Consider the following 21,895-nt stretch of genomic DNA (forward strand, 5'->3'; position numbering starts at 1 on the left):
ATCACCCGATTGTGTATTGATCGGGCTGCCAGAAAGCTGATTTTTTCGCAGCGTTAGCCGCCTCCTCGCCTTGCCCGGCGAGGAGGCTTTCTCATAGACTTGCGCTCCCACCATCCGTCCCCAAGACCAATCAGGAAATCATCCCCCATGAGCAAGCTGAAGATTGCCGTCATTGTCGGCAGCACGCGTATTGGCCGTTTTGCCGAACATCCGGCCAAGTGGATCGCCGAACTGGTCGGCGAGCGCTCCGACCTGGAAGTCGAGCTTCTCGATCTTCTCGACTACCCCATGCATTTCTTCGGCGAAGCGCGCGCCACGACGGCGGAAAGCGATGCCGCAGAGCGCTGGAAGAAGAAGCTGCGCGAATTCGACGGCTTCATATTCACCGTTGCCGAATACAACCATGCGCCGACGGCCGTGCTGAAGAACGCGATTGATCTCGGCGAATTCATCCAGAAGCCGGTCGGTTTCGTCGGTTACGGCGGCGTCGGCGGTGCCCGTGCGGTCGAGCAGCTGCGGCTGATCTTCGTGGAAATGAGCGCTGCTTCAGTCAAAACAGGCGTCCATATCGCATTCAGCGAATATCTTGCCGTTCTCAAGGAGGGCAAGAGACTTGGCGATTACGCCCATCTCAACGAAGCTGCCAAGAACCTGCTCGATCAGATCACATGGTGGGGCAATGCGCTGAAGGCAGCGCGCGCCGTCGCCACGGCCTCCTGATTGGCACTCCGGCAATGCCGGGATGGCCGCATCCCGGTATTGCCTCAGATATCGTAGGTATGGGCGGCGTTGATCGTCGAGATGAAGCGCTTGGTGCGTTCGCGTTCCGGCGCGGTGAAGATCGCCCTGGCGCTGCCGGTCTCGACCACGCTGCCGGCTTCCAGAAAGACGACGTCGTTGGCGATCTTCGAGGCAAGCCGGAGATCATGGGTCGCCATCACCATGGTCGTGCCTTCGCGGGCAAGCTGGCCGAGAACGTCGACCACTTCGGCCGAAAGTTCCGGATCGAGCGCAGAGGTCGGCTCGTCGCAGAGAAGCACGCGCGGCGACGGCGCCAAGGCGCGCGCGATCGCCACACGCTGCTGCTGACCGCCTGAGAGCGTCGACGGCCAGGCGTCGGCCTTGTGGGTCATGCCGACCTTGGTCAATAGCTCCATGGCGCGTTCGCGCGCCTTTTCCCTCGGCCATTTCAGCACCGTCACCAGGCCCTCCATGACATTCTCGATCGCGGTCTGATGCGGGAAAAGCTGAAAATTCTGGAAGACCATGCCGGTCTGGCGGCGGATCTTCTGGATCGCCTGCCAACTCGTTCGTTTGTCCGGCGCAAAGGACAGCGTTTCCTCTCCGAGACGGATCGCGCCTGATGTCGGGATTTCGAGCAGGTTGATGCAGCGCAGCAGCGTGCTTTTGCCGCCGCCTGAGGGGCCGACCAGCGCGGTGACGCTGCCTTCGGGAATACGGATGCTGATATCCTTAAGGATGACGGCGTCGCCGAAGCGTTTTTCGATGTTGGAAAGCTCGATCATGCATTGGCCTCCAGCATGCCGCCGTACCGCGCGAAGCGGCGTTCCAGCCGTACCTGCAGCTGCGAGAGGACGGAGCTCAGCGCAAGATAGAGCAGCGCCGCCTCGATATAGAGGATCAGCGGCTCATAGGTGGTGGCAACGATGCGCTGCGCCGCCTGGAAAAGTTCCGGCACGGTGATGGCGGCGGCCAGCGATGTATCCTTGACCAGCGAGATGAAGGTGTTCGACAGCGGCGGCACGGCGACGCGGGCGGCCTGCGGCAGGATGGTGCGGCTCATTGCCTGCCGCCAGCTCATGCCGATCGAATAGGCGGCTTCCCACTGGCCCTTGGGCACCGAGGAGATGACGGCGCGGATGATTTCGGAGCTGTAGGCGCCGATATTCAGGGTAAAGCCGATGAGGGCGGCGGGAAAGGCATCGAGCAGAATGCCGATGCTCGGCAGGCCGTAGAAGATCACGAAGAGCTGGACAAGAAGCGGCGTGCCGCGGATGACCCAGACATAGAAACGGGCGATGGCCGCGACAGGCCCCGGACCGAAAAGCCGGGCAATCGCGGTGATCAGGCCGAGGATCAGGCCGAAGGCGAAGGACAGCAGCGTGAGGGGGATGGTGAAGATCAAGCCCGCCCAGAGGAGCGAGGGGAGCGATTCCGCCATCAATTGGAGCCAGTGCGGCAAAGGGATGTTCCCTCTCGTGGGTTGGTGCGTTTGAGGTGTACCCCTCCCCAACCCCTCCCCACAAGGGGGAGGGACTTAATCCGGCTCCCGCGCGGCATGAACGAGTGACCGAGCTGCAAGTCGAGACGTGTATTTTGAGATGAGGCGGTGCCCCGGCCAAAGCCCCTCCCTTGTGGGGAGGGGTTGGGGAGGGGACTTTCCGGCGCTTACTTCGAAACGTCCTGGCCGAAATATTTGTCGGCGATCTTCTTGTAGGTGCCGTCGGCCTTGATGTCGGCGAGCGCCTTGTTGATTTCGGCAAGAAGCTCCGGCTCGTTCTTGCGGATGATGACGCCGGAATAGTCGGCATTTTCCTGCTCGGCGGCGATCTTCACCGGCGCGTCCGGCTTGTGCTTCTTGAAATCGAGGAAGGAGAGGCTGTCGTTGATCGTCGCGTCGGCGCGCTTGGTCAGCACCAGCTGGATCGATTGATCGAAACCATCGGTGCCGACGAGTTCGGCGCCGGCTTCGGTTGCGATCTTGCCGAAATTGCTGGTCAGCGACTGGGCGGATTTCTTGCCCTTCAGGTCGGCGAAGGTCTTGATGCTGTCGTCGCCGTCGCGGACGATCAGCACGGCCTTGGAGGCGATATAGGGTTCGGAGAAATCATATTTCTGCTTGCGGGCTTCGGTGATGCCGACCTGGTTGATGACGGTGTCGTAGCGCTTGGCGTCGAGACCGGCGATCAGGCCATCCCACTTGCCTTCGACGAATTCGGCCTTGACGCCGAGCTTGGCGGCGATCGCTTCGCCGATCTCGACGTCGAAGCCGACGAGCTTGCCGCTTTCGTCATGATAGGTGAAGGGCGCATAGGTGCCCTCGGTGCCGATCTTGAAGACGCCGGCCGATTTGATCGCGGCAAGGTTTTCGCCGGCATGGGCAGGCAGGAGGGCAGCAGCCTGAATGAGGGCGGCGGCGGCAGCGGTTTTCAACCAGTTCATTGTTTTATCCATCCTTGGGAGGTTGTCATCGGATGAGGGATAGTTCGCAGAAATTTAGGGCGCCGGAAGCGTAAAAAACTGCGAATAAAAGCAGCAACTGCAAATATTTTTCTCAAGCGGCCGGTTGAGCGGTGAATCTAGAAAGAAACAGGCATCACGCCGTGATGCGGCGGCGCAGTCTCTCGCTGACGATGATAATCAGTCCGGCAGCGAGGATCATGGCCGCGCCGAATACGACATTGGGCGTGGGGATATCGGCCCATATCAGATAACCCAGGAGGAAAGCCCAGACGAGGGATGTATATTCGAATGGCGCAAGCACGGAGACCGGCGCCTGCCGCATGCCCTCGAAGAGAGCGAACTGCGCGCAGCCGGCGACGACGCCGGTGGCGATGAGAAGCGCCAGCTGCGTCGTATCGGGGGTCTTCCAGGTGTAGAGAACGGCAAGGCCGGTCATGACAAGGAAAAAGACGTTGGAGACAACAAGCTGGACGATGGTCTTCTCGTGCAGCGAGGTCTTGCGCAGCAGCACCATGGCGCTGGCCCAGAGGACGGCCGCCTGCAGGGCCAGATATACCGGCCAGGAGATGGTGAGGCCGATAGGGTTGCAGGCAATGAGCACGCCGACGAAGCCGACGCCGACGGCAAGCCAGCGCGCCGGCGTGACGTCTTCCTTCAGGATGAACCATGCAAGCACGGTTCCGACGACGGGTGCCGCGTAATAGAGCGTGGTCACCTCGGCAAGCTGCAGGCGGCTTGCGGCGGAATAATAGGAAAGCCAGGCACAGAGAAGAAGGATGCTGCGGGCGATCATCGGCTTGATGATCGGCGATGTCATCGTCTGGCGGGCCAGTTTGCCGCGGCCAAAGGCGAGACAGCCGACGAGGATGGTGAGACTGCGGAAAAACAGGATCTGCCAGACCGGAATGCTTGACGTCAGGATCTTGATGATCGCGTCATGGAATGTGAACGCCATATAGGCGGCGCTCGTGAGCAAGATGCCCAGGCTGACGGAGTTTTTCACGGGAACACCAGGTGGCGGAATGCCGGCGGGACGCGGGGAATGGGCGATCGATATTCCCGGCCTCTTGATCGGTCAATAGGCGATCTTTCGCTCTGATGGTGCAGCTTTGTTTCAAAACGTCAGGAAACGTGTGTTTGTGCATATTGCGCGCCTGATCATAAGTGTTTATGCACGTTTCAGGTTTTTAGAGAGCTGATCCGGTAAAAACATGCAGGATTTTTTGTTGCGCGAGCGCCAGGGCGTGATTTCCGAGAGGCTGCGGTTGAATGGCCGCGTGCTGGCGACGGAACTTGCGCTCGAATTCGGCGTCTCCGAAGATACGGTACGGCGCGATCTGCGCGAGATGGCCGCGGCAGGGCTCTGCGAGCGGGTTTACGGCGGCGCATTGCCGATCTCGCCGGCGCATGGAAGCCTGACGCAGCGGATCGGTTTCGCCGTCGACCGGAAACAGGCGCTGGCGCGCGCTGCGACACAGCAGATTGCCGCCGGTTCGACGGTATTCTTCGATGCCGGCAGCACCAATCTGGCGATTGCCAACGCATTGCCGGCCGAACTTGCGCTGACGGCTGCAACGAATGCGCCGGCGATCGCCGCGGCGCTGATCGACAAGCCTGCCGTCAACGTCATCCTGATCGGCGGAATGGTGGACCGGCAGACGGGCGGTTCGCTCGGTGCCAAAGCCTTGCGGGATATGGAGCAGCTTTCGCCCGATCTCTGCATTCTCGGCGCCTGCGGCGTCGATCTTGAGGCCGGCATCACCGTATTCGGTTTCGAAGATGCCGAGTTCAAGCGGTATGCGGCGTCGAGAAGCAGAAAAGTGCTGGTGGCGGCAACTTCGGAGAAATTCGGCACCGCTGCCCCGCACAGCATTCTGCCGATTGCCCATTGCGAGTGTCTTGTCGTCGAGCACGATGCCGATCCGGCTGTTCTCGCCGATTACCGCGCGCGCGGATGCAGAACCGTTGTCGCCGAGAAAACGAACTAGGCAGTTGCCATCGAGTTTAGGGAAACCGGGCGCGTGCAAGCCCGGCAATGAGGAAAGACCGAGAAATGGATAGTCATGTGAATGCGCCGCCGGCAGCGCGGAGCGGCTTCATTACCAGAAGCAGGGCGGCGGTTTCCCTGCTCTTTCTCATGAACGGCTTCGTCGTCGGCTGCTGGGCGCCGAAGATCCCCGATTTTGCCGAGCGGCTGGCGCTCTCCAAGTTCGAGCTTGGGCTGATGATCCTCGTCTTCGGCGTCGGCTCGCTGGTCATGATGCCGATCGCCGGGGCGCAGATCGCCAAACACGGCTCGCGTATCGTCGTTCAGGTGCTGGCTGTCTGCGTGCTGCCGCTGCTCCTGGCGTTGACGCTCGCGCCGAACGTGATCACCGGGGCAATCTCGCTCTTCCTGTTCGGCGGGTTCATCGGCGCCATGGATGTGGCGATGAACGCCAATGCGGTGTCGGTCGAAAAATCCATGCGCCGCTCCATCATGTCGTCCTGCCACGCTTTCTGGAGCCTTGGCGGGCTGATCGGCTCGGGTCTCGGGGGCATCGTGATCTCCAAGCTCGGTATTCTCGGCCATGCCGAACTGGCGACGGTGCTGGCGGCGATCTTCCTCGCCGTTGCCTGGCCGATGATCCTGGCGGATCCGCCGCATCCCGATACCAAGAAGGAAAAGACCAGGCTGCCGATGGTGCCGCTGCCGTGGCTGCTCGGATTGATGGCCTTGTTCTCCATGGTGCCTGAGGGTGCGGTTCTGGATTGGGGGGCGCTTTATCTCCGCCAAGAAATGGATGCCTCCGTGGCGCTTTCCGGTCTGGGTTTCGCAGCCTTTTCGGCGACGATGGCGATTATGCGCTTTGCCGGCGACCTGGTGCGCGATCGCCTCGGTGGGGTCAAAACGCTACGGATCTGCACCTTGTTTGCCATCGTCGGCATGCTGCTTGCAGGTCTGGCGCCCAATGCCGAGATCGCCATCCTGGGCTTTGCCTTTTGCGGCATCGGCATTTCCAACATGGTGCCGATCGCCTTCTCGGCGGCGGGCAACATTCCCGGCCTCAAGCCCGGCATCGGCATCTCGGTCGTCACGACCATGGGTTATTCCGGCATGCTGGTCGCGCCGTCCCTGATCGGCTTCGTCGCCGAGCATGTCGGCTTTGCGGCGGTCTTCATGGCGCTGCCGGTGCTGCTGCTGGTGGTTTTGCTGTTCTCCAAGCTCGCCCACTATGCCGATGGCGTGTCCGGTCACTGAGCCGCCTCCCAACAAAAGTGATATCAGGGGCGGTTGACAAGAAAGCGGTCATGATCCACCTGAAAGGCACTGTTTCTAAAGCGCGGGGCGATCTTTCGGGTTTGCTCCTCGCGCTTCAGGTCTTATTTTTACGCATGTCGTGATCGCAAAACCGCTGCAGATTTTTGCGCGACATGCTTTAGGGGTGCAAGAACTCTCCATGCCATCAGCCGCCGATTTTGATCCGAAACCGCGCCGCGCTTCCGTTGCCGTCGATGTCGGCGGCGTCATCGTCGGCGGCGGGGCGCCGGTGGTCGTGCAATCGATGACGAACACCGATACGGCCGATATCGATTCGACCGTCGCTCAGGTCGCCGCTCTCCACCGGGCGGGCTCGGAGCTGGTGCGCATCACCGTCGACCGTGACGAGAGCGCGGCTGCCGTGCCGAAGATCCGCGAGCGGCTGTTGCGGCTCGGCATGGACGTGCCATTGATCGGCGACTTCCATTATATCGGCCACAAACTGCTTGCCGATCATCCCGATTGTGCCGCAGCGCTGGCGAAATACCGCATCAATCCCGGCAATGTCGGCTTCAAGGACAAGAAGGACAAGCAGTTCGCCGAGATCATCGAGATGGCGATCCGCTACGACAAGCCGGTGCGCATCGGCGTCAACTGGGGCTCGCTCGATCAGGATCTCCTGACGGCGCTGATGGACCAGAATGCGGCAGCCGGTTCGCCGCTTTCGGCCCGGCAGGTGACGCGCGAGGCGATCGTGCAGTCGGCGCTGCTTTCGGCAGCCCTTGCCGAAGAGATCGGCCTGCCCCGCAACCGCATCATCCTCTCGGCCAAGGTCAGCCAGGTCCAGGACCTGATCGCCGTCAATTCCATGCTCGCCGAACGTTCCAATCACGCGCTTCATCTCGGCCTGACCGAAGCCGGGATGGGCACCAAGGGCATCGTCGCGTCGTCGGCGGCGATGGGTTTCGTGCTGCAGCAGGGCATCGGCGATACGATCCGCGTGTCGCTGACGCCCGAGCCGAACGGCGACCGTACACGGGAAGTCCAGGTGGCGCAGGAAATCCTTCAGGTCATGGGCTTCCGCCAGTTCATCCCCGTCGTTGCCGCCTGTCCCGGCTGCGGACGCACGACGTCGACGGTGTTCCAGGAACTGGCGCAGAACATCCAGAACGATATCCGTAAGAACATGCCGGTCTGGCGCGAGAAATATCCCGGCGTCGAGGCGCTGAACGTCGCCGTCATGGGCTGCATCGTTAACGGGCCCGGCGAGAGCAAACATGCCGATATCGGCATTTCGCTTCCCGGCACCGGCGAGACGCCGGCCGCCCCCGTTTTCATCGACGGCAAGAAGGCGCTGACGCTGCGTGGTCCCAATATCGCTGCCGACTTCGAGGCACTCGTCGTCGATTATATCGAGAAACGCTTCGGCCAGCGCACGGCGGCAGAATGAACGCCTGGAAACTTGCATGAGCCGGTACTGGTCGCCCATCGTCAGCAAGCTCCGGCCCTATGTGGCCGGGGAGCAGCCCCGCATCCCCGGTCTGGTCAAGCTTAACACCAACGAGAATCCCTATGGGCCGTCTCCCGCGGCGCTTGAGGCGATAGGCCAAGCGGCGGACGATCGTCTGCGGCTCTATCCCGATCCGGCGGCGACGGAACTGCGCGAGACGATTGCGACCCGTCACGGGTTGACGACGGATGAAATCTTCGTCGGCAACGGCTCGGATGAGGTCCTCGCCCACGCGTTTCAGGCGCTGCTGAAACACGAGTTGCCGCTTCTCTATCCCGATGTGAGCTATAGCTTCTATCCGACCTATAGCCTGCTATACGACATCGACGCGATCGAGATTCCCGTCGATGATCAGTTCCAGATCCGGCTGGCGGATTACGACCGGCCGTGCGGCGCGATCATCATCCCCAATCCGAATGCGCCGACCGGCATCGGCCTGCCGCTTGCCGACATAGAGGCGCTTGTCGCCGCCCATCCGGATGCGGTCGTGGTGATCGACGAGGCCTATGTCGATTTCGGCGGTGACAGCGCCATCCCGCTCATTTCCAAATATCCCAACCTGCTTGTCGTTCAGACTCTGTCGAAATCCCGCTCGTTTGCCGGCCTACGCGTCGGCTTCGCGCTGGGGCAGCGGGAGCTGATCGATGCGCTGGTGCGCGTCAAGGACAGCTTCAATTCCTATCCGCTCGATCGCCTGGCGCAGGTCGCCGCGACGGCGGCGCTCAAGGACGAGGCATGGTTCGAGACATGCCGGAAGAGACTCATCGCCAGCCGGGACGGTCTCGTCAGGGAACTCGAAGCGCTGGATTTCGAAGTGCTGCCGTCCCAGGCGAATTTCGTTTTCGCTAGAAATAAAGGCCGGTCGGGTGCCGCGCTGCAAGCGGCTCTGCGGGAGCGTGGTATTCTCGTCCGGCATTTCGCCAAGCCGCGTATTTCGGATTTCCTGCGCATCAGCATCGGCACCGACGAGGAATGTGCCCGTTTGGTTTCCGCTCTCAAGGAAATACTGGCAGCCTGAGTTGCCGTTCAGCTCTTCCGGTCGGCGATGAAATGCGCCGCGGCGATGAGGGTCGAGGCCCGGGCGCCGTAGGGGGCAAGCAATGCCTCGGCATCGCGGACGTGCCGGCGGAGCTCGGCCTCGGCCCATTCCATGCCATGCAGCGCCACGAGCGTTCCCTTGCCGCGGGCGGCATCCTTGCCGGTCGCCTTGCCCATGGTCGCGGCATCCGAGGTCAGGTCGAGAATGTCGTCGGCGAGCTGAAAGGCAAGGCCGATCTTTTCGCCGAAGGCGCGCAAGCGGCGGCGATCTTCCGGTGGGCTTGCCGAGATGAGGGCGCCGGCTTCGCAGGCGAAGCGGATCAGCGCGCCGGTTTTCATCGCCTGCAGGCGGATGATCCCCGCCTCATCGGGAGCCTGCTTCTCCGCCGCGAGATCGAGCGCCTGGCCACCGGCCATGCCGCCGAGACCGGCGGCGCGGGCAAGCGACAGCACCAGCGATGCCTTGTTCGTATCGGCAAGCGCCGTTTCCGGCGCGGCAATGATGTCGAAAGCGTAGGTCAGCAGGCTGTCGCCGGCAAGGATCGCGGTGGCTTCATCGAACTTGATATGAACCGTCGGTTTGCCGCGGCGGAGATCATCATCGTCCATCGCCGGCAGATCGTCATGCACGAGCGAATAGCAGTGGACGCATTCAAGGGCGGCACCGACGCGGAGTGCCGCCTGCCCGTCGCCGCCGAGAAGGGCGGCACTTTCGACCACCAGGAACGGGCGCAGCCGCTTGCCGCCGTTCAGCACGGCATAATGCATGGCGCTGCGCAGCGTCTCGGGCCTGGCGATCTCATCGGAAAGGGCGTTCGGCAAAAGCAATGCGTCGAGCAGCGCCTCGATCTCGCCGGCGTTGTTCTTCAGCCTCGTCTCGAAAGTGTCCCGGTTCGCGTCCATGGGCGCTGTTTGGCATGAGCGCCCCCGGGCTTGCAACGGAATTGTCGATGGGCGCAGCAAGATTCGCCGCGCACTCTGGCATAAGCGGCCTACAGGCGTTATGAGAACGACAGGAGCGAAATCGGGCTGGGGACATTGGATATAGCGCCGGAGAGAGAGGACATCGCCGACATGCCGGTCCATCGGCAATGGTTCGGAGACCGGCATGTGCTGAAACGCATCGTACTTGCGGTGCTGGCGCTGGTGATCCTTCCCTATGCGCTGATCTTTTTTTATCTGCTGCCGTTCATTCACCCGGTCTCGACGCTGATGCTGCGCGATCTCGTGCTGTTGCGCGGTTATGACCGCAGATGGGTGTCGATTGACGAGATCGCCCCGGTTCTGGTGCAGTCGGTGATGATGTCCGAAGACGGGCAATATTGTTTTCACGGCGGCGTCGACTGGGCGGAAATGCGCATGCTGGTCGAAGATACGCTGAAAGGCCAGGCAACGCGCGGCGGCAGCACCATCCCGATGCAGACGGCGAAGAACCTCTTTCTCTGGAACAGCCGCTCCTTCGTGCGCAAGGCGATGGAGCTTCCGCTCGCCGTCTCCACCGATTTCGTCCTGTCGAAACGGCGGCTGATGGAAATCTATCTCAACATCGCCGAATGGGGTCCGGGCATTTACGGAATCGAGGCAGCGGCCCAGCATCATTTCAAGGTGCCGGCCTCGAAGCTGACACGGCGCCAGGCATCGCTGCTTGCGGTCTCGCTGCCGAACCCGATCGACCGCAACGCCGGCAAACCCGGCCGCGGCCTTCGCCGGCTTGCCGGCGTGATCGAGAGACGCGCCCAGGGTTCCGGCGATTACATCAAGTGCATCTATGATTGAGATCAGAACTTGTCGTTGGTAGCCTCAAGCGTCATCTGACATTCTTGGTTCTGCCATATGGGCGGTGCAGTCCAATCAGAACCCTTGAGTCGCCCATGACCGTTACGATGTTTTCTCCCGAGCTTCTCCTCTATTCGAAGACGCACAATCCGAACCCGCCCACCCATCTCGGCAGCCGCTATCGCAAGGTCGGCGGCTTTCTGCCGGAGGCCGGCAACACCATAGTCTGTCATATCGAAAAAGGCTCGCGGACGCAGAGGGTGCTGATCGAGGCGCGGGAAAAATATCTGGCGATGCCGGAGGCCCGGCAGTTCCTCTTCACGCCGATATCAAGCCTCCACATGACGCTTTTTGAAGGGACCATCGAGACCAGACGCCGGCAGGATTGCTGGCCGGTCGATCTTCCGCTCGAGACGCCGATCGCCGACATGACTGAACTGATGGCGGCGCGGCTCGAAGGTTTCTCGATGGCGGCCCCCTTCAAGGTCGCCGTCGTCGAAGCTCGCCCGTCGGGCCTGCTCGTCGACGGAGCGACGGAGAACGACCGCAAGGTCATGCGCGCCTGGCGCGACGCCTTTGCCGATCTCCTCGGTTATCGCCAGCCGAACCATGAAGACTACAAGTTCCATGTGACCTTCGCCTATCCGATCGAGCGGCTGGAGGACGAAGCCTTGCCGCGCTGGCAGGCGATGCTCGACGAGGTGGCCGAGGATATCCGTCGCAAGGCCGCTGTTTTCGAGCTGACGCCGCCGGCATTCTGCGTGTTCGAGGACATGAACCATTTCCACGAATTGCTGATCTTCGATTTCGACGCCTGAACGGGAGATGCCCATGGACAGACCGACGCTCTATATCGCCAACAAGAACTATTCCTCCTGGTCGTTCCGGCCGTGGATGGCGCTGACGGGCGCCGGCATCGATTTCGAGGAGGTCCTGATCCCCTTCGACGACGCGGGCGGCAATCCCAATATCAAGGCCGTGTCGCCGACCGGGCGCGTGCCGCTTCTGCAGCATGGCGCATTGAAGATCTGGGAATCGCTGGCGATCATCGAATATGCCGCCGAGCTTTATCCGGACGCCGGCCTTCTGCCTGCGGATCGCGCCCAGCGGGCGCTCGCCCGTTCGGTTTCGATGGAAATGCTCTCGAGCTTCCGGGCTCTGCGGAGCGCCTGCCCGATGAATATCCGCCGGCCGAAAGCCAGGATCGCATTGCCGGATGGGGTCGATGCCGATATCCGCCGCATCGAGACGATCTGGCGGGATCTCCTGCAGCAATCCGGCGGGCCGTTTCTTTTCGGCGCGTTCGGGGCCGCGGATGCGATGTTTGCGCCGGTCGTCAACCGGTTCGAGATCTATGACCTCGTCGACCGAAGCGATACGCTCGCCTATATGCAGACCATCAAGGCGTATCCGGCCTGGCGGAAATGGGAAGAGGCGGCGCGCGCCGAGCCTTGGATCGTGCCGGAAGACGAAGTCTGAACGGCGAATCGTCGGCGTGTCAAAAAATCTGCATGGGGACTGGTCAAGGCCGCCCCTTGCATGTATAAGCGCGCAAAATTTCCGAAATCGCGACATGTCCGTTTCGGCCGCCAGTCTGGCCGTGGGAATGTTTTGCCCGCAAGTGGAGTAAGAGAAATGGCTGTACCGAAGAGAAAAACAAGCCCGTCCAAGCGCGGTATGCGCCGTTCGGCTGACGCGCTGAAGGCTCCGACCTATGTCGAAGACAAGAACTCCGGCGAGCTGCGCCGCCCGCATCATATCGACCTGAAGACCGGCATGTATCGCGGCCGCCAGGTTCTGACGCCGAAGGAAAGCGCATAATTTCCGATTCGGCTTGTCCGATCGACAAGTTTCAAGGCCGGCGTCACGCCGGCCTTTTTATATTCGGCGATATAATATTTGCGGTCACTTGCAGTGGGGCAAGGGTTTGCGGCAGTATTCCTCCAGCCGCCAAGGAGATTGCCGATGATAGCCGCAATGCCGCTGATGATTATCCCGTTTATTCTCTACAATCTGGCGATGCTCGGCCTGATGGGCGATGGCGGTATTCCGGCGCTGCAGCATGACATCATCGTATTGTCGATGATATCAGGCGCAATCTGGAGCATGGCGCTCGGCGATCTTTTCATCGTCATAGCGCTGGTCGTGCTGTTCTTCGAAATCCTCAAGGCAACCAGAACCGGCCCGGGCAACCTCCTCAACCACATCTTGTCGATGCTGGTGTTCATCGCCTTCCTGGTCGAGTTTCTGCTCGTCCGGGATGCTGCGACGCAGGTCTTCTTCATTTTGATGACGATCGCTCTGATCGATGTTATCGGCGGGTTTGCCGTGTCGATCCGGAGCGCCGGGCGGGATGTCTCGATCGGATTATAGATTGTCGAGTTTGTTCTGAAGGGCGCGGAGCTGTTCCTTCAGCTCGTCGATATCCTTGGCCTCGGCTTTGCGGCTTTCCTTGGCAGGCGGCGTCATGAAGGGCGAGAACATCTGCATCGCCTGCTGAAACAGCTCGGTGTTGCGGCGAACCTGGTCCTCGACCATCTGCATCGGCAGTTGCAGGTTCTTGCCGAGCGGTGTTTCGCCGAAGGCGCGGTTCACCTGCTCGCGCATCTGCGACTGCTGTTCGGTGAAGGCGCGCATCGAATGTTCGAGAAAGCTCGGCACGACCATCTGCATCTGGTCGCCGTAATAGGTGATGAGCTGGCGCAGGAAGGAGATCGGGAGAAGCGTGTTGCCGGTCTTCGATTCCTGTTCGAAGATGATCTGGGTCAGCACCGAATGGGTGATGTCATCTCCGCTTTTTGCATCCTGGACGGTAAATTCTTCGCCCTTCTTCACCATCTCCGCCAGGTCTTCCAGCGTGACGTAGGTGCTGGTGCCCGTATTGTATAGCCGGCGATTGGCGTATTTCTTGATGACTATCTGACCCTCATGCTTCGCCATATCAGTCTCCTGGACCCCCGTCTGAATTATGGATATTCCTCCACTTCAGACTGTAAACGCAAAAGAAGGCCGGTGACAATCTCTTTGTGCGATGCGGCAAACCTTTCACAGAGCAGATGAATCGGGCTTTCCAGGGCTACCGCCGAAAAATGACGGCGACCGGTCTTCGCGTTTGACTTGCGCTCCAAGCTTTGCCAGTTTCGTCTTATGTAAGTGAGACGAAAAACGAGGAGCGTCCCCATGAGCAATTCATCCATCGTCATCGCCAGCGCAGGCCGAACGGCAGTCGGCTCGTTCAACGGCGCTTTCGCAGCGGTTCCCGCGCATGAGCTCGGCGCTGTCGTCATCAAGGGTGCGCTCGCTCGCGCCGGCGTCGATGCCGGCGAGGTCGATGAGGTGATCCTCGGCCAGGTGCTCTCCGCCGGCGAGGGGCAGAACCCGGCCCGCCAGGCGGCGATGAAGGCCGGCATTCCGAAAGAGGCGACGGCCTGGGGCGTCAACCAGCTCTGCGGTTCGGGGCTGCGCGCCGTCGCGCTCGGCATGCAGCAGATCGCCACCGGCGACGCCAAGATCATCGTTGCCGGCGGCCAGGAATCCATGTCGATGGCGCCGCATGCCATGCACCTGCGCGGCGGCGTCAAGATGGGCGACGCGAAGATGGTCGACACGATGATCAAGGACGGCCTGACGGACGCCTTCCACGGTTACCACATGGGTATCACCGCCGAGAATATCGCGCGTCAGTGGCAGCTTTCGCGCGACGAGCAGGATCAGTTCGCCGTCGCCTCGCAGAACAAGGCGGAAGCGGCGCAGAAGGCCGGCCGCTTTGCCGACGAGATCATCCCCTATGTCATCCAGACGCGTAAGGGCGACGTGACCGTCGATGCCGACGAATATATCCGCCACGGCGCCACGCTGGAGGCGATGGGCAAGCTGCGCCCGGCCTTCGACAAGGAGGGCACGGTGACGGCCGCGAATGCCTCCGGCCTCAACGACGGTGCCGCCGCAGCGGTGCTGATGAGCGAAGCGGAAGCGGTCCGGCGCGGCATCCAGCCGCTCGCCCGCATCGTTTCTTGGGCAACGGCGGGCGTCGATCCTTCCATCATGGGCACCGGCCCGATCCCGGCTTCCCGCAAGGCGCTCGAAAGAGCCGGCTGGTCGGTCGGCGATCTCGATCTCGTCGAAGCCAACGAGGCTTTTGCGGCGCAGGCCTGCGCCGTCACCAAGGATCTCGGATGGGATCCTGCGATCGTCAACGTCAACGGCGGGGCGATCGCCATCGGCCATCCGATCGGCGCTTCCGGCGCGCGTGTTCTCAACACGCTGTTGTTCGAAATGAAGCGCCGCGGCGCCAAGAAGGGCCTGGCCACGCTTTGCATCGGCGGCGGCATGGGTGTCGCCATGTGCTTCGAAGCACTTTAAACAGCATACGATCCGTCGTTGATTGAAAATCCCGCCACGGCGGGGCGAAAACAAAAAGGGAGCGGAACATGAGCAGAGTGGCTTTGGTCACCGGGGGGACACGCGGCATCGGCGCGGCCATATCCGTAGCGCTGAAAAACGCCGGATACAGGGTTGCCGCCAATTATGCCGGCAACGACGAGAAAGCCAGAGCCTTTCACGAGGCCACCGGCGTTCCGGTGTTCAAATGGGATGTTTCGGATTACGCCGCTTGCGGCGAAGGGATCGCCAGGATCGAAAGCGAGATCGGGCCGGTCGAAGTGCTCGTCAACAATGCCGGCATCACCCGCGACGCGATGTTTCATAAAATGACGCCGCAGCAGTGGCACGAGGTGATCAATACCAACCTCACCGGCCTGTTCAACATGACGCATCAGGTCTGGACCGGCATGCGCGACCGCAGCTTCGGCCGCATCGTCAATATCTCGTCGATCAATGGCCAGAAGGGCCAGATGGGTCAGGCGAATTATTCGGCGGCCAAGGCCGGCGATCTCGGCTTCACCAAGGCGCTGGCCCAGGAGGGGGCGGCCAAGAACATTACCGTCAACGCCATCTGCCCCGGTTACATCGGAACCGAGATGGTGCTCGCCGTGCCGGAGAAGGTGCTGAACGAACGCATCATACCGCAGATTCCGGTCGGCCGTCTCGGCGAGCCCGAGGAGATCGCACGCTGCGTCACCTTCCTCGCCTCCGACGATGCCGGCTTCATCACCGGTTCGACGCTGACGGCCAATGGCGGGCAGTTCTTCGTCTAACCTTCCTCGAAAATCGGAATCGATTTGAAAGCGATAGCGTGTCCTGCCGGATGCGCTATCGCTTTTTGTATGGATGCGCCCCCTGAGGAGGTTCAGGAGCGGTCGCCGGCGTTCGGGTGACGCCGTGGCGGAATCTTGACCGGCACGCGCTGCGGCGAGCGATCCTGGCCGCGAAGAGCTGAGATTGCGGTTGTCAGGAAAGCCAAGGCGATGAGAATGGCGACGGTGGAATTCAGGAAAATCTGACCCATGGAAACGTTCCTTGCGGATGCGCCCGGCGGCTTCGCCTGCCCACTGCGCTCATGAAGGAAATATGCGCCTGCCTGACGGAGGTCGGTAGGTTTGGCTTTCGCGACCGATCGTCAACACCGTGTTGACAGGCGGGCAAAAAAGAACGGGCGCCGAAGCGCCCGTTGGGAAGTCCGATATGCTCTTGCCGGTCAGTAGCGGCAACGAGCCTCGTAGCGGCGGCCGTAGCGGTCGCGATAGACGCAGTAGCCGCGGCGTTCGACCGACTGGCCGATGAGGGCGCCGGTCAAACCGCCGGCAACGGCGCCGACGGCTGCACCACCCCAGCTGTTGGTGACGACACCACCGATGACCGCGCCCGTGCCGGCGCCGATCGCAGTGCCCTGCTCGGTCGCTGTGCAGGATGCCAGAGCGCCGACGAGCGCACCAATAAGAACAATCTTCTTCATCATGTCGTAACTCCCCAGGTTTGTTTGGCCTTTAGATGCGGCCCATGAGTACAAGGATAATGATAATCACGAGAACTAGCCCCAAACCGCCAGAAGGTCCATAGCCCCAGCCACGGCTATAACCCCAATTCGGTAAGGCTCCGATCAAGAGCAGAATGAGGATCACAAGAAGTATCGTGCCAAGCATGGTGTGTTTCCTTCATTTCATCCGCAATTTGAATGGACGAGAAACACACATTGGCGATTTTTGTTCCCGGTTGAGCCAGGAAATGTGACGCGCCTTGACCTGCGCCGCATCGAAATTTGCTTGTATGGTTAAAAAATTGTTTGAATACAATATGTTGCGGTGAACAAAGCGGGAAGGTCCCGATGTCGCCGATTCGTCAGCGATTCGTTCCGTTTTTGATCGGGACGCCCTCGTCGACCATTCGATCTTAACGGAATCTGAATCCGCCTTCCTGGAGATTAATGCCGATGGATAAGGCGGACCGGGGAAAGCCATCGGCGATCCGCATCTAGCGCACGGACTGAATTTCGCCACCAGATGTGGCCGTGAACGAAAGGCGAAAACGGCAGGGTCAGCGATTCGTCGCCGATTCGTTCCGGCTTTGGTCGGGAGGTTAATTTCGGGCACAATTTTCGATTGTCCGCCGGCGGACGGAATCATTGTTCGCGACGACGAAAATGCGAAGAGGAGGGAGTCCGGCGATTCAGCATCTAGTGGGAAAAAGTGATTCAAAATCAATACTTAGCCGTGAACAAAAGCTGAATCAGCAGGAGTCAGCGATTCGTCGCTGATTCGTTCTCACGCTGTTCCGAATCGCAGATCCGGGCGCTCGGCGTGACTCGCAAAGGTCGTATTCCCCGATGCATTTTGAAATCTGCCCTTGCGTTTGTGGCGGCGGCTGTCCATGTGTTCTCTGGCTTCCCTCGCGGAAGCACTCTATTCCTGGGGGCTGCCTGCCTCATTTGCATGGACCATGACTCTGACTTCGCAGCCGATGATTTTGAGCGGACGCGGTGTAACCGCGGTGCTTGGGCCGACCAATACCGGTAAGACCCATTATGCCATCGAGCGCATGGTTGCGCACGGGACCGGCGTGATCGGCCTGCCGCTGAGGCTGCTGGCGCGCGAGGTCTATACGCGAGTGGTGGAGAAGGTCGGCGCGCAGAATGTCGCGCTGGTCACCGGTGAGGAAAAGATTTCGCCGCCCAATGCGCGTTTTTCGGTCTGCACCGTCGAGGCGATGCCGCGCGAAACCAAGGCCGCCTTCGTCGCGATCGACGAGGTGCAGCTCGCCGGCGATCTCGAGCGCGGCCATATCTTCACCGACCGCATCCTGCATCTTCGCGGCCGCGAGGAAACGCTGCTGCTTGGTGCTGCGACGATGCAGCCGATCCTGCAGCAGCTCCTGCCCGGCATCACGATCGTCGAGCGGCCGCGGCTTTCGCATCTCTTTTATGCCGGGCAGAAGAAGATCACCCGGCTGCCGCAGCGCTCGGCCATCGTCGCCTTCTCGGCCGACGAGGTCTATGCCATCGCCGAGCTCATCCGCCGGCAGCGCGGCGGCGCGGCCGTCGTGCTCGGCGCGCTCAGCCCGCGCACCCGCAACGCGCAGGTGGCGCTTTATCAGGCCGGCGATGTCGAATATCTGGTGGCGACCGATGCGATCGGCATGGGCCTCAACCTCGATGTCGATCACGTCGCCTTCGCCCAGGACCGGAAATTCGACGGCTACCAGTTCCGCAATCTCAATCCGGGCGAACTCGGCCAGATCGCCGGGCGTGCCGGGCGGCACGTGCGCGACGGTACTTTCGGCGTCACCGGGCAGGTTTCGCCCTTCGACGAGGAACTGGTGCAGCGCATCGAGGGGCACGAATTCGACAACGTCAAGGTTTTGCAGTGGCGTACGACCGAGATGGACTTCTCCTCGATTCAATCCTTGCGGACAAGCCTTGAGGCGGGGCCGCGCGTGCCAGGGCTGACGCGGGCGCTGCCTGCGGTCGACCAGCAGGCGCTCGAACAGCTTTCGCGTTATCCCGAGGTCATCGACCTTGCCGACAGGCCGGCCCGCGTCGAAAAACTCTGGGAGGCTTGCGCGCTTCCCGACTATCGGCGTATCACCCCGGCACAACATGCCGATCTTATCTCGACCCTCTTTTCCGATCTCGTCCGCTATGGCACGGTGAATGAGCAATTTCTTGCGGAGCAGGTTCATCGCTCCGATCGGACAGATGGGGAAATTGACACGCTTTCGGCGCGAATCGCGCAGATAAGAACCTGGACTTATGTTTCGAATCGGCCTGGTTGGCTTGCCGATCCGACACACTGGCAGGAAAAGACGCGGGAAATCGAAGATCGATTGTCCGACGCGTTACATGAAAGGTTGACGAAACGCTTTGTTGATCGCAGGACATCTGTGCTCATGAAGCGCCTGAGAGAGAATGCGATGCTGGAAGCTGAAATCAGTGTGAATGGCGATGTCTTCGTTGAAGGACATCATGTAGGGCAATTGAGCGGATTCCGTTTCACGCCGGTGGCGGGAACGGACGGACCGGATGCCAAGGCGGTTCAGGCTGCGTCGCAGAAAGCGCTTGCGCTCGAATTCGAGGCCCGCGCGGCGCGAATCCATGCGGCCGGCAACAGCGACCTGGCGATCGGCTCGGATGGGTTGATCCGTTGGATCGGCGACCCGGTGGCGCGGCTTTCGGGTAGCGATCACGTCATGCGTCCACGCGTGATTCTGCTGGCCGACGAACAGTTGACGGGCAATGCCCGCGATCATGTCTCCGCCCGTGTCGAACGCTTCGTCAATCATCATATCAGCACGGTGCTGAAGCCGCTCGACGATCTGTCGCGCGCCGAGGACCTGCAGGGCCTGGCCAAGGGGCTGGCCTTCCAGCTCGTCGAGAATCTCGGCGTGCTGTTCCGCCGCGACGTGACCGAGGAAGTCAAGTCCCTCGACCAGGAGGCGCGCGCCTCGATGCGCCGCTACGGCGTGCGTTTCGGCGCTTATCATATTTTCGTCCCGGCGCTTCTGAAGCCGGCGCCGGCCGAGCTCATCACGCTGCTCTGGGCGCTGAAGAACGACGGTCTGGACAAGCCGGGCTACGGCGATCTCATTCCGGTGCTTGCGGCCGGGCGGACCTCCGTCGTCACCGATCCGAGCTTCGAGCGGATGTTCTACAAGCTCGCCGGCTTCCGCTTCCTCGGCAAGCGCGCCGTGCGCATCGACATCCTCGAACGGCTTGCCGATATCATCCGGCCGCTGCTGCAGTGGAAGCCAGGTCAGGCAAATCGCCCGGAGGGCGCCTACGACGGCCGCCGCTTCACGACGACGACGGCGATGCTGTCGATCCTCGGTGCGACGCTTGAGGACATGGAAGAAATCCTCAAGGGTCTCGGCTATCGCGCCGATGCCGTGAAGGCGGAAGAGGCATCGGCACATCTTGCGACGCAGGATGCGGCCTCAGTGCCGGCCGCCACCGCGGAAACGCCTGCCGACGAGACAGCCGAAAAGGCCGATCACGACGATGCCGACGGCGAGACTGCTGCCGAGCCATCCGCAACCGAGGCGGCTTCGGCTGATGTCGACACGCCCGTGGTGGACGCGGCCGAAACCACCGCTGCTGACGATGCGATCGAGACATCCGCTCCCGCGGAAACGGCATCCGCCCCTGAGGAAGCGGCATCCGCTTCCGGGGAAGCCGGCGAGCCGGTGGAACCGAAGCCGGTTCTTCTGTGGCGTCTCGGCGGCCGCAACGACAATCAGCGCCAGGCGCGCGGCGGGCATGGCGAACGCCGTGGCGGCCAGGGCCAGGAGCGCGGTCAGAACCAGGAACGCGGCGACCGCAATCGCCGGCCGGGCGGCGGTGAAGGCGGCGAGGGCAATCGCGGCGGCGAAGGCCGCGACAATAATCGTCACAACCGCGGCAAGGACGGCGGCGGCCGCGATGGCGGCCGGCCGCAGCAGGCAAGAGGCGACCGCAACAACCAGCCACGGGGCGACCAGCCGCGCGGCGACCGGCAGGACCGCAAGGATCGCGGCGAGCGCAATGACCGCAACGATCGCAACAACAACCGCGGCGGTTCGCAGCCGCTGCGCTTCGAGGCCAAGCCGCCGCGCAAGGAGAAACCGATCGATCCGGATTCACCTTTCGCCAAGCTCGCGGCTCTCAAGGAGCAGATGAAGAAGTAATCATGAGCGCGGAGACACAGCCGACAAGCGGTTCGCGCCAGCGCATCGACAAATGGCTGTTCTTCGCGCGCATGGTGAAGTCGCGCTCACTGGCGCAGAGCCATATCCAATCGGGGCATCTGCGCATCAACGGCGAGCGCTGCAATCATCCGAGCCAGATGGTCAAGCCGGGCGACCGGATCGAGCTGACGCTGGAGCGGCGCGATGTGGTTCTCGTCATGCGCCTTGCCGGCGAGCGGCGCGGCCCCTACGAGGAAGCCCGCCTGCTCTACGACGACCTGTCGCCGCCGCCCGATGAGGCAAAACGCCTCACCCCCTATGAGCAGGCGATCCGGGCGACCGGCACGGGGCGTCCGACCAAAAAGGAACGACGCGCAATCGACAGGCTGATGTCGGAGGAGGATTAGAAAACTCTGCCCGCGGTGGCGGCGTTTGCAGATCGTTTATCCTTGAAATCCGGCGTTAAAGCCGATAGTGGACTGACAACCTGCCGGAAGCGTGCTTGCCTCCCAAGCCAGCCCACGTTTTTCCTCCGGCACGGGGATAGGCGCGACGTTCCAGGTTGCCCGGCCCCCATCTGCATGGAATCCTGGAGTTCTTCATGACCTATGTCGTGACCGACAATTGCATCAAGTGCAAATACACCGATTGCGTGGAAGTGTGCCCCGTCGACTGCTTCTATGAGGGCGAGAATTTCCTCGTCATTCATCCCGACGAATGCATCGATTGCGGCGTCTGCGAACCCGAATGTCCCGCCGAGGCGATCAAGCCCGATACCGAGCCGGGCCTCGACAAATGGCTGAAGATCAACACCGAATATGCCTCCATCTGGCCGAATATCACGGTCAAGAAGGATCCGTTGCCGGAGGCCAAGGAGATGGATGGCGAGACCGGAAAGTTCGAGAAATATTTCTCCGAGAAACCCGGTTCCGGCGATTGAGACGGCGCCTGAATTCGGTTGCCGGATTTGGGCGGCTGCGGGGCAAAACGGTTTAAAAGCTGCATGAGGAATATGGGTGACATGTGTTGCCCGCATGACTCAAGTGAAGCAAATTATTGATTTCCTCATATTT

The 21,895-nt window shown here is 61.5% G+C and carries 25 protein-coding genes; 15 read left to right on the forward strand and 10 right to left on the reverse strand.

Annotated features, from left to right (window positions below):
• The first annotated feature begins 147 nt into the window (after positions 1-147).
• Entirely contained in the window at positions 148-720 is a 573-nt protein-coding gene (locus BBJ66_RS07035) for an NADPH-dependent FMN reductase (protein ID WP_049733311.1), read from the forward strand.
• A 44-nt stretch (positions 721-764) separates the two neighbouring features.
• Here the strand turns inward: BBJ66_RS07035 and BBJ66_RS07040 are convergent, their stop codons facing one another.
• From BBJ66_RS07040 to BBJ66_RS07055, 4 genes are all read right to left on the reverse strand, one after another.
• On the reverse strand, positions 765-1,526 hold the full coding sequence (locus BBJ66_RS07040; RefSeq protein ID WP_071085908.1) for an amino acid ABC transporter ATP-binding protein: 762 nt from the start codon (positions 1,524-1,526) through the stop codon (positions 765-767).
• Positions 1,523-2,203 carry an amino acid ABC transporter permease gene (locus tag BBJ66_RS07045; RefSeq protein ID WP_071085912.1) on the reverse strand — a complete coding sequence of 227 codons (681 nt, stop codon included), beginning with the start codon at positions 2,201-2,203 and terminating at the stop codon, positions 1,523-1,525. The genes BBJ66_RS07040 and BBJ66_RS07045 overlap by 4 nt, the downstream gene beginning before the upstream one ends.
• 206 nt (positions 2,204-2,409) lie before the next feature.
• Positions 2,410-3,183, reverse strand: coding sequence for an amino acid ABC transporter substrate-binding protein (locus BBJ66_RS07050; RefSeq protein WP_071085913.1), 774 nt, complete (start codon positions 3,181-3,183; stop codon positions 2,410-2,412).
• Positions 3,184-3,337: 154 nt separating this feature from the next.
• Positions 3,338-4,207: a DMT family transporter gene (locus tag BBJ66_RS07055; RefSeq protein WP_071085916.1), complete on the reverse strand. Its 870-nt coding sequence runs from the start codon at positions 4,205-4,207 to the stop codon at positions 3,338-3,340.
• A 208-nt stretch (positions 4,208-4,415) separates the two neighbouring features.
• Here BBJ66_RS07055 and BBJ66_RS07060 point away from each other — a divergent pair, with 208 nt between their 5' ends.
• The 4 genes from BBJ66_RS07060 to hisC all read left to right on the forward strand — a co-directional run bounded on the left by BBJ66_RS07060 (position 4,416) and on the right by hisC (position 8,973).
• On the forward strand, positions 4,416-5,192 hold the full coding sequence (locus BBJ66_RS07060; RefSeq protein ID WP_071085918.1) for a DeoR/GlpR family DNA-binding transcription regulator: 777 nt from the start codon (positions 4,416-4,418) through the stop codon (positions 5,190-5,192).
• Positions 5,193-5,257: 65 nt separating this feature from the next.
• Positions 5,258-6,445: an MFS transporter gene (locus BBJ66_RS07065; protein ID WP_049733316.1), complete on the forward strand. Its 1,188-nt coding sequence runs from the start codon at positions 5,258-5,260 to the stop codon at positions 6,443-6,445.
• A gap of 199 nt (positions 6,446-6,644) precedes the next feature.
• A complete protein-coding gene (gene ispG / locus BBJ66_RS07070; RefSeq protein WP_049733317.1) occupies positions 6,645-7,895 on the forward strand; it encodes a flavodoxin-dependent (E)-4-hydroxy-3-methylbut-2-enyl-diphosphate synthase in 1,251 nt (416 codons plus the stop codon).
• A 16-nt stretch (positions 7,896-7,911) separates the two neighbouring features.
• Complete coding sequence (hisC, locus tag BBJ66_RS07075) at positions 7,912-8,973, forward strand: histidinol-phosphate transaminase (protein ID WP_071085920.1); 1,062 nt, start codon at positions 7,912-7,914, stop codon at positions 8,971-8,973.
• Positions 8,974-8,981: 8 nt separating this feature from the next.
• Here the strand turns inward: hisC and BBJ66_RS07080 are convergent, their stop codons facing one another.
• A complete protein-coding gene (locus BBJ66_RS07080; RefSeq protein WP_049733319.1) occupies positions 8,982-9,896 on the reverse strand; it encodes a polyprenyl synthetase family protein in 915 nt (304 codons plus the stop codon).
• A gap of 135 nt (positions 9,897-10,031) precedes the next feature.
• Between BBJ66_RS07080 and mtgA the strand changes: the two genes are divergently transcribed.
• The 5 genes from mtgA (at position 10,032) to BBJ66_RS07105 (ending at position 13,142) form a co-directional block, all read left to right on the forward strand.
• Positions 10,032-10,769 (forward strand): monofunctional biosynthetic peptidoglycan transglycosylase, encoded by a 738-nt coding sequence (mtgA, locus tag BBJ66_RS07085; protein WP_049733320.1) that lies wholly within the window; start codon positions 10,032-10,034, stop codon positions 10,767-10,769.
• Between the two features lie 95 nt (positions 10,770-10,864).
• The gene (locus BBJ66_RS07090; protein WP_071085922.1) at positions 10,865-11,587 is read left to right on the forward strand and encodes a DUF1868 domain-containing protein; all 723 of its coding nucleotides are present in this window, start codon (positions 10,865-10,867) and stop codon (positions 11,585-11,587) included.
• A gap of 13 nt (positions 11,588-11,600) precedes the next feature.
• Entirely contained in the window at positions 11,601-12,248 is a 648-nt protein-coding gene (locus BBJ66_RS07095) for a glutathione S-transferase family protein (protein ID WP_071085924.1), read from the forward strand.
• Positions 12,249-12,404: 156 nt separating this feature from the next.
• Positions 12,405-12,590: a 50S ribosomal protein L32 gene (gene rpmF, locus BBJ66_RS07100; protein ID WP_003543812.1), complete on the forward strand. Its 186-nt coding sequence runs from the start codon at positions 12,405-12,407 to the stop codon at positions 12,588-12,590.
• 144 nt (positions 12,591-12,734) lie between these two features.
• On the forward strand, positions 12,735-13,142 hold the full coding sequence (locus tag BBJ66_RS07105) for a hypothetical protein (protein WP_049733323.1): 408 nt from the start codon (positions 12,735-12,737) through the stop codon (positions 13,140-13,142).
• Here the strand turns inward: BBJ66_RS07105 and phaR are convergent.
• Together phaR and BBJ66_RS34555 are read right to left on the reverse strand one after the other, a co-directional pair.
• A complete protein-coding gene (phaR, locus tag BBJ66_RS07110) occupies positions 13,137-13,709 on the reverse strand; it encodes a polyhydroxyalkanoate synthesis repressor PhaR (protein ID WP_003567563.1) in 573 nt (190 codons plus the stop codon). The two genes, BBJ66_RS07105 and phaR, sit on opposite strands and share 6 nt — an antisense overlap.
• Positions 13,710-13,735: 26 nt before the next feature.
• On the reverse strand, positions 13,736-13,966 hold the full coding sequence (locus tag BBJ66_RS34555; protein WP_128146155.1) for a hypothetical protein: 231 nt from the start codon (positions 13,964-13,966) through the stop codon (positions 13,736-13,738).
• Between BBJ66_RS34555 and BBJ66_RS07115 the strand changes: the two genes are divergently transcribed.
• Both BBJ66_RS07115 and BBJ66_RS07120 read left to right on the forward strand, forming a co-directional pair.
• Positions 13,950-15,131, forward strand: a complete 1,182-nt coding sequence (locus BBJ66_RS07115; RefSeq protein WP_071085926.1) for an acetyl-CoA C-acetyltransferase — start codon at positions 13,950-13,952, stop codon at positions 15,129-15,131. The genes BBJ66_RS34555 and BBJ66_RS07115 overlap by 17 nt on opposite strands.
• A gap of 68 nt (positions 15,132-15,199) precedes the next feature.
• On the forward strand, positions 15,200-15,925 hold the full coding sequence (locus BBJ66_RS07120; protein WP_049733325.1) for a beta-ketoacyl-ACP reductase: 726 nt from the start codon (positions 15,200-15,202) through the stop codon (positions 15,923-15,925).
• A gap of 92 nt (positions 15,926-16,017) precedes the next feature.
• On the opposite strand, the gene BBJ66_RS34880 is transcribed toward BBJ66_RS07120, so the two are convergent.
• From BBJ66_RS34880 to BBJ66_RS07130, 3 genes are all read right to left on the reverse strand, one after another.
• Complete coding sequence (locus BBJ66_RS34880) at positions 16,018-16,176, reverse strand: hypothetical protein (protein ID WP_167347779.1); 159 nt, start codon at positions 16,174-16,176, stop codon at positions 16,018-16,020.
• A gap of 189 nt (positions 16,177-16,365) precedes the next feature.
• Positions 16,366-16,626, reverse strand: a complete 261-nt coding sequence (locus BBJ66_RS07125; protein ID WP_011653968.1) for a YMGG-like glycine zipper-containing protein — start codon at positions 16,624-16,626, stop codon at positions 16,366-16,368.
• A 28-nt stretch (positions 16,627-16,654) separates the two neighbouring features.
• Positions 16,655-16,810, reverse strand: a complete 156-nt coding sequence (locus BBJ66_RS07130) for a DUF3309 family protein (RefSeq protein ID WP_003543790.1) — start codon at positions 16,808-16,810, stop codon at positions 16,655-16,657.
• 793 nt (positions 16,811-17,603) lie between these two features.
• Between BBJ66_RS07130 and BBJ66_RS07135 the strand changes: the two genes are divergently transcribed.
• The 3 genes from BBJ66_RS07135 to fdxA all read left to right on the forward strand — a co-directional run bounded on the left by BBJ66_RS07135 (position 17,604) and on the right by fdxA (position 21,762).
• The gene (locus tag BBJ66_RS07135; protein WP_071085992.1) at positions 17,604-20,822 is read left to right on the forward strand and encodes a DEAD/DEAH box helicase; all 3,219 of its coding nucleotides are present in this window, start codon (positions 17,604-17,606) and stop codon (positions 20,820-20,822) included.
• Positions 20,823-20,824: 2 nt separating this feature from the next.
• On the forward strand, positions 20,825-21,229 hold the full coding sequence (locus BBJ66_RS07140; protein WP_049733326.1) for an RNA-binding S4 domain-containing protein: 405 nt from the start codon (positions 20,825-20,827) through the stop codon (positions 21,227-21,229).
• A gap of 194 nt (positions 21,230-21,423) precedes the next feature.
• Entirely contained in the window at positions 21,424-21,762 is a 339-nt protein-coding gene (gene fdxA, locus BBJ66_RS07145) for a ferredoxin FdxA (RefSeq protein WP_049733327.1), read from the forward strand.
• Positions 21,763-21,895 lie beyond the last annotated feature (133 nt).

The sequence above is a fragment of the Rhizobium sp. RSm-3 genome (genome assembly GCF_001854685.1).
In the GTDB taxonomy this organism is placed as follows: Bacteria; Pseudomonadota; Alphaproteobacteria; order Rhizobiales; family Rhizobiaceae; genus Rhizobium; species Rhizobium ecuadorense.

Bases quoted from the DNA above. Each gene is read 5' to 3' on its own strand.
- BBJ66_RS07080 (WP_049733319.1), bottom strand. From the start codon at position 9,896: ATGGACGCGAACCGGGACACTTTCGAGACGAGGCTGAAGAACAACGCC.
- BBJ66_RS07105 (WP_049733323.1), top strand. From the start codon at position 12,735: ATGATAGCCGCAATGCCGCTGATGATTATCCCGTTTATTCTCTACAAT.
- BBJ66_RS07140 (WP_049733326.1), top strand. From the start codon at position 20,825: ATGAGCGCGGAGACACAGCCGACAAGCGGTTCGCGCCAGCGCATCGAC.
- BBJ66_RS07135 (WP_071085992.1), top strand. From the start codon at position 17,604: ATGACTCTGACTTCGCAGCCGATGATTTTGAGCGGACGCGGTGTAACC.
- rpmF (WP_003543812.1), top strand. From the start codon at position 12,405: ATGGCTGTACCGAAGAGAAAAACAAGCCCGTCCAAGCGCGGTATGCGC.
- BBJ66_RS07050 (WP_071085913.1), bottom strand. From the start codon at position 3,183: ATGAACTGGTTGAAAACCGCTGCCGCCGCCGCCCTCATTCAGGCTGCT.
- BBJ66_RS07035 (WP_049733311.1), top strand. From the start codon at position 148: ATGAGCAAGCTGAAGATTGCCGTCATTGTCGGCAGCACGCGTATTGGC.
- BBJ66_RS34880 (WP_167347779.1), bottom strand. From the start codon at position 16,176: ATGGGTCAGATTTTCCTGAATTCCACCGTCGCCATTCTCATCGCCTTG.
- fdxA (WP_049733327.1), top strand. From the start codon at position 21,424: ATGACCTATGTCGTGACCGACAATTGCATCAAGTGCAAATACACCGAT.
- hisC (WP_071085920.1), top strand. From the start codon at position 7,912: ATGAGCCGGTACTGGTCGCCCATCGTCAGCAAGCTCCGGCCCTATGTG.
- ispG (WP_049733317.1), top strand. From the start codon at position 6,645: ATGCCATCAGCCGCCGATTTTGATCCGAAACCGCGCCGCGCTTCCGTT.
- BBJ66_RS07095 (WP_071085924.1), top strand. From the start codon at position 11,601: ATGGACAGACCGACGCTCTATATCGCCAACAAGAACTATTCCTCCTGG.
- BBJ66_RS07125 (WP_011653968.1), bottom strand. From the start codon at position 16,626: ATGATGAAGAAGATTGTTCTTATTGGTGCGCTCGTCGGCGCTCTGGCA.
- BBJ66_RS34555 (WP_128146155.1), bottom strand. From the start codon at position 13,966: ATGGATGAATTGCTCATGGGGACGCTCCTCGTTTTTCGTCTCACTTAC.
- BBJ66_RS07040 (WP_071085908.1), bottom strand. From the start codon at position 1,526: ATGATCGAGCTTTCCAACATCGAAAAACGCTTCGGCGACGCCGTCATC.
- BBJ66_RS07090 (WP_071085922.1), top strand. From the start codon at position 10,865: ATGACCGTTACGATGTTTTCTCCCGAGCTTCTCCTCTATTCGAAGACG.
- BBJ66_RS07065 (WP_049733316.1), top strand. From the start codon at position 5,258: ATGGATAGTCATGTGAATGCGCCGCCGGCAGCGCGGAGCGGCTTCATT.
- BBJ66_RS07120 (WP_049733325.1), top strand. From the start codon at position 15,200: ATGAGCAGAGTGGCTTTGGTCACCGGGGGGACACGCGGCATCGGCGCG.
- BBJ66_RS07060 (WP_071085918.1), top strand. From the start codon at position 4,416: ATGCAGGATTTTTTGTTGCGCGAGCGCCAGGGCGTGATTTCCGAGAGG.
- BBJ66_RS07115 (WP_071085926.1), top strand. From the start codon at position 13,950: ATGAGCAATTCATCCATCGTCATCGCCAGCGCAGGCCGAACGGCAGTC.
- BBJ66_RS07130 (WP_003543790.1), bottom strand. From the start codon at position 16,810: ATGCTTGGCACGATACTTCTTGTGATCCTCATTCTGCTCTTGATCGGA.
- phaR (WP_003567563.1), bottom strand. From the start codon at position 13,709: ATGGCGAAGCATGAGGGTCAGATAGTCATCAAGAAATACGCCAATCGC.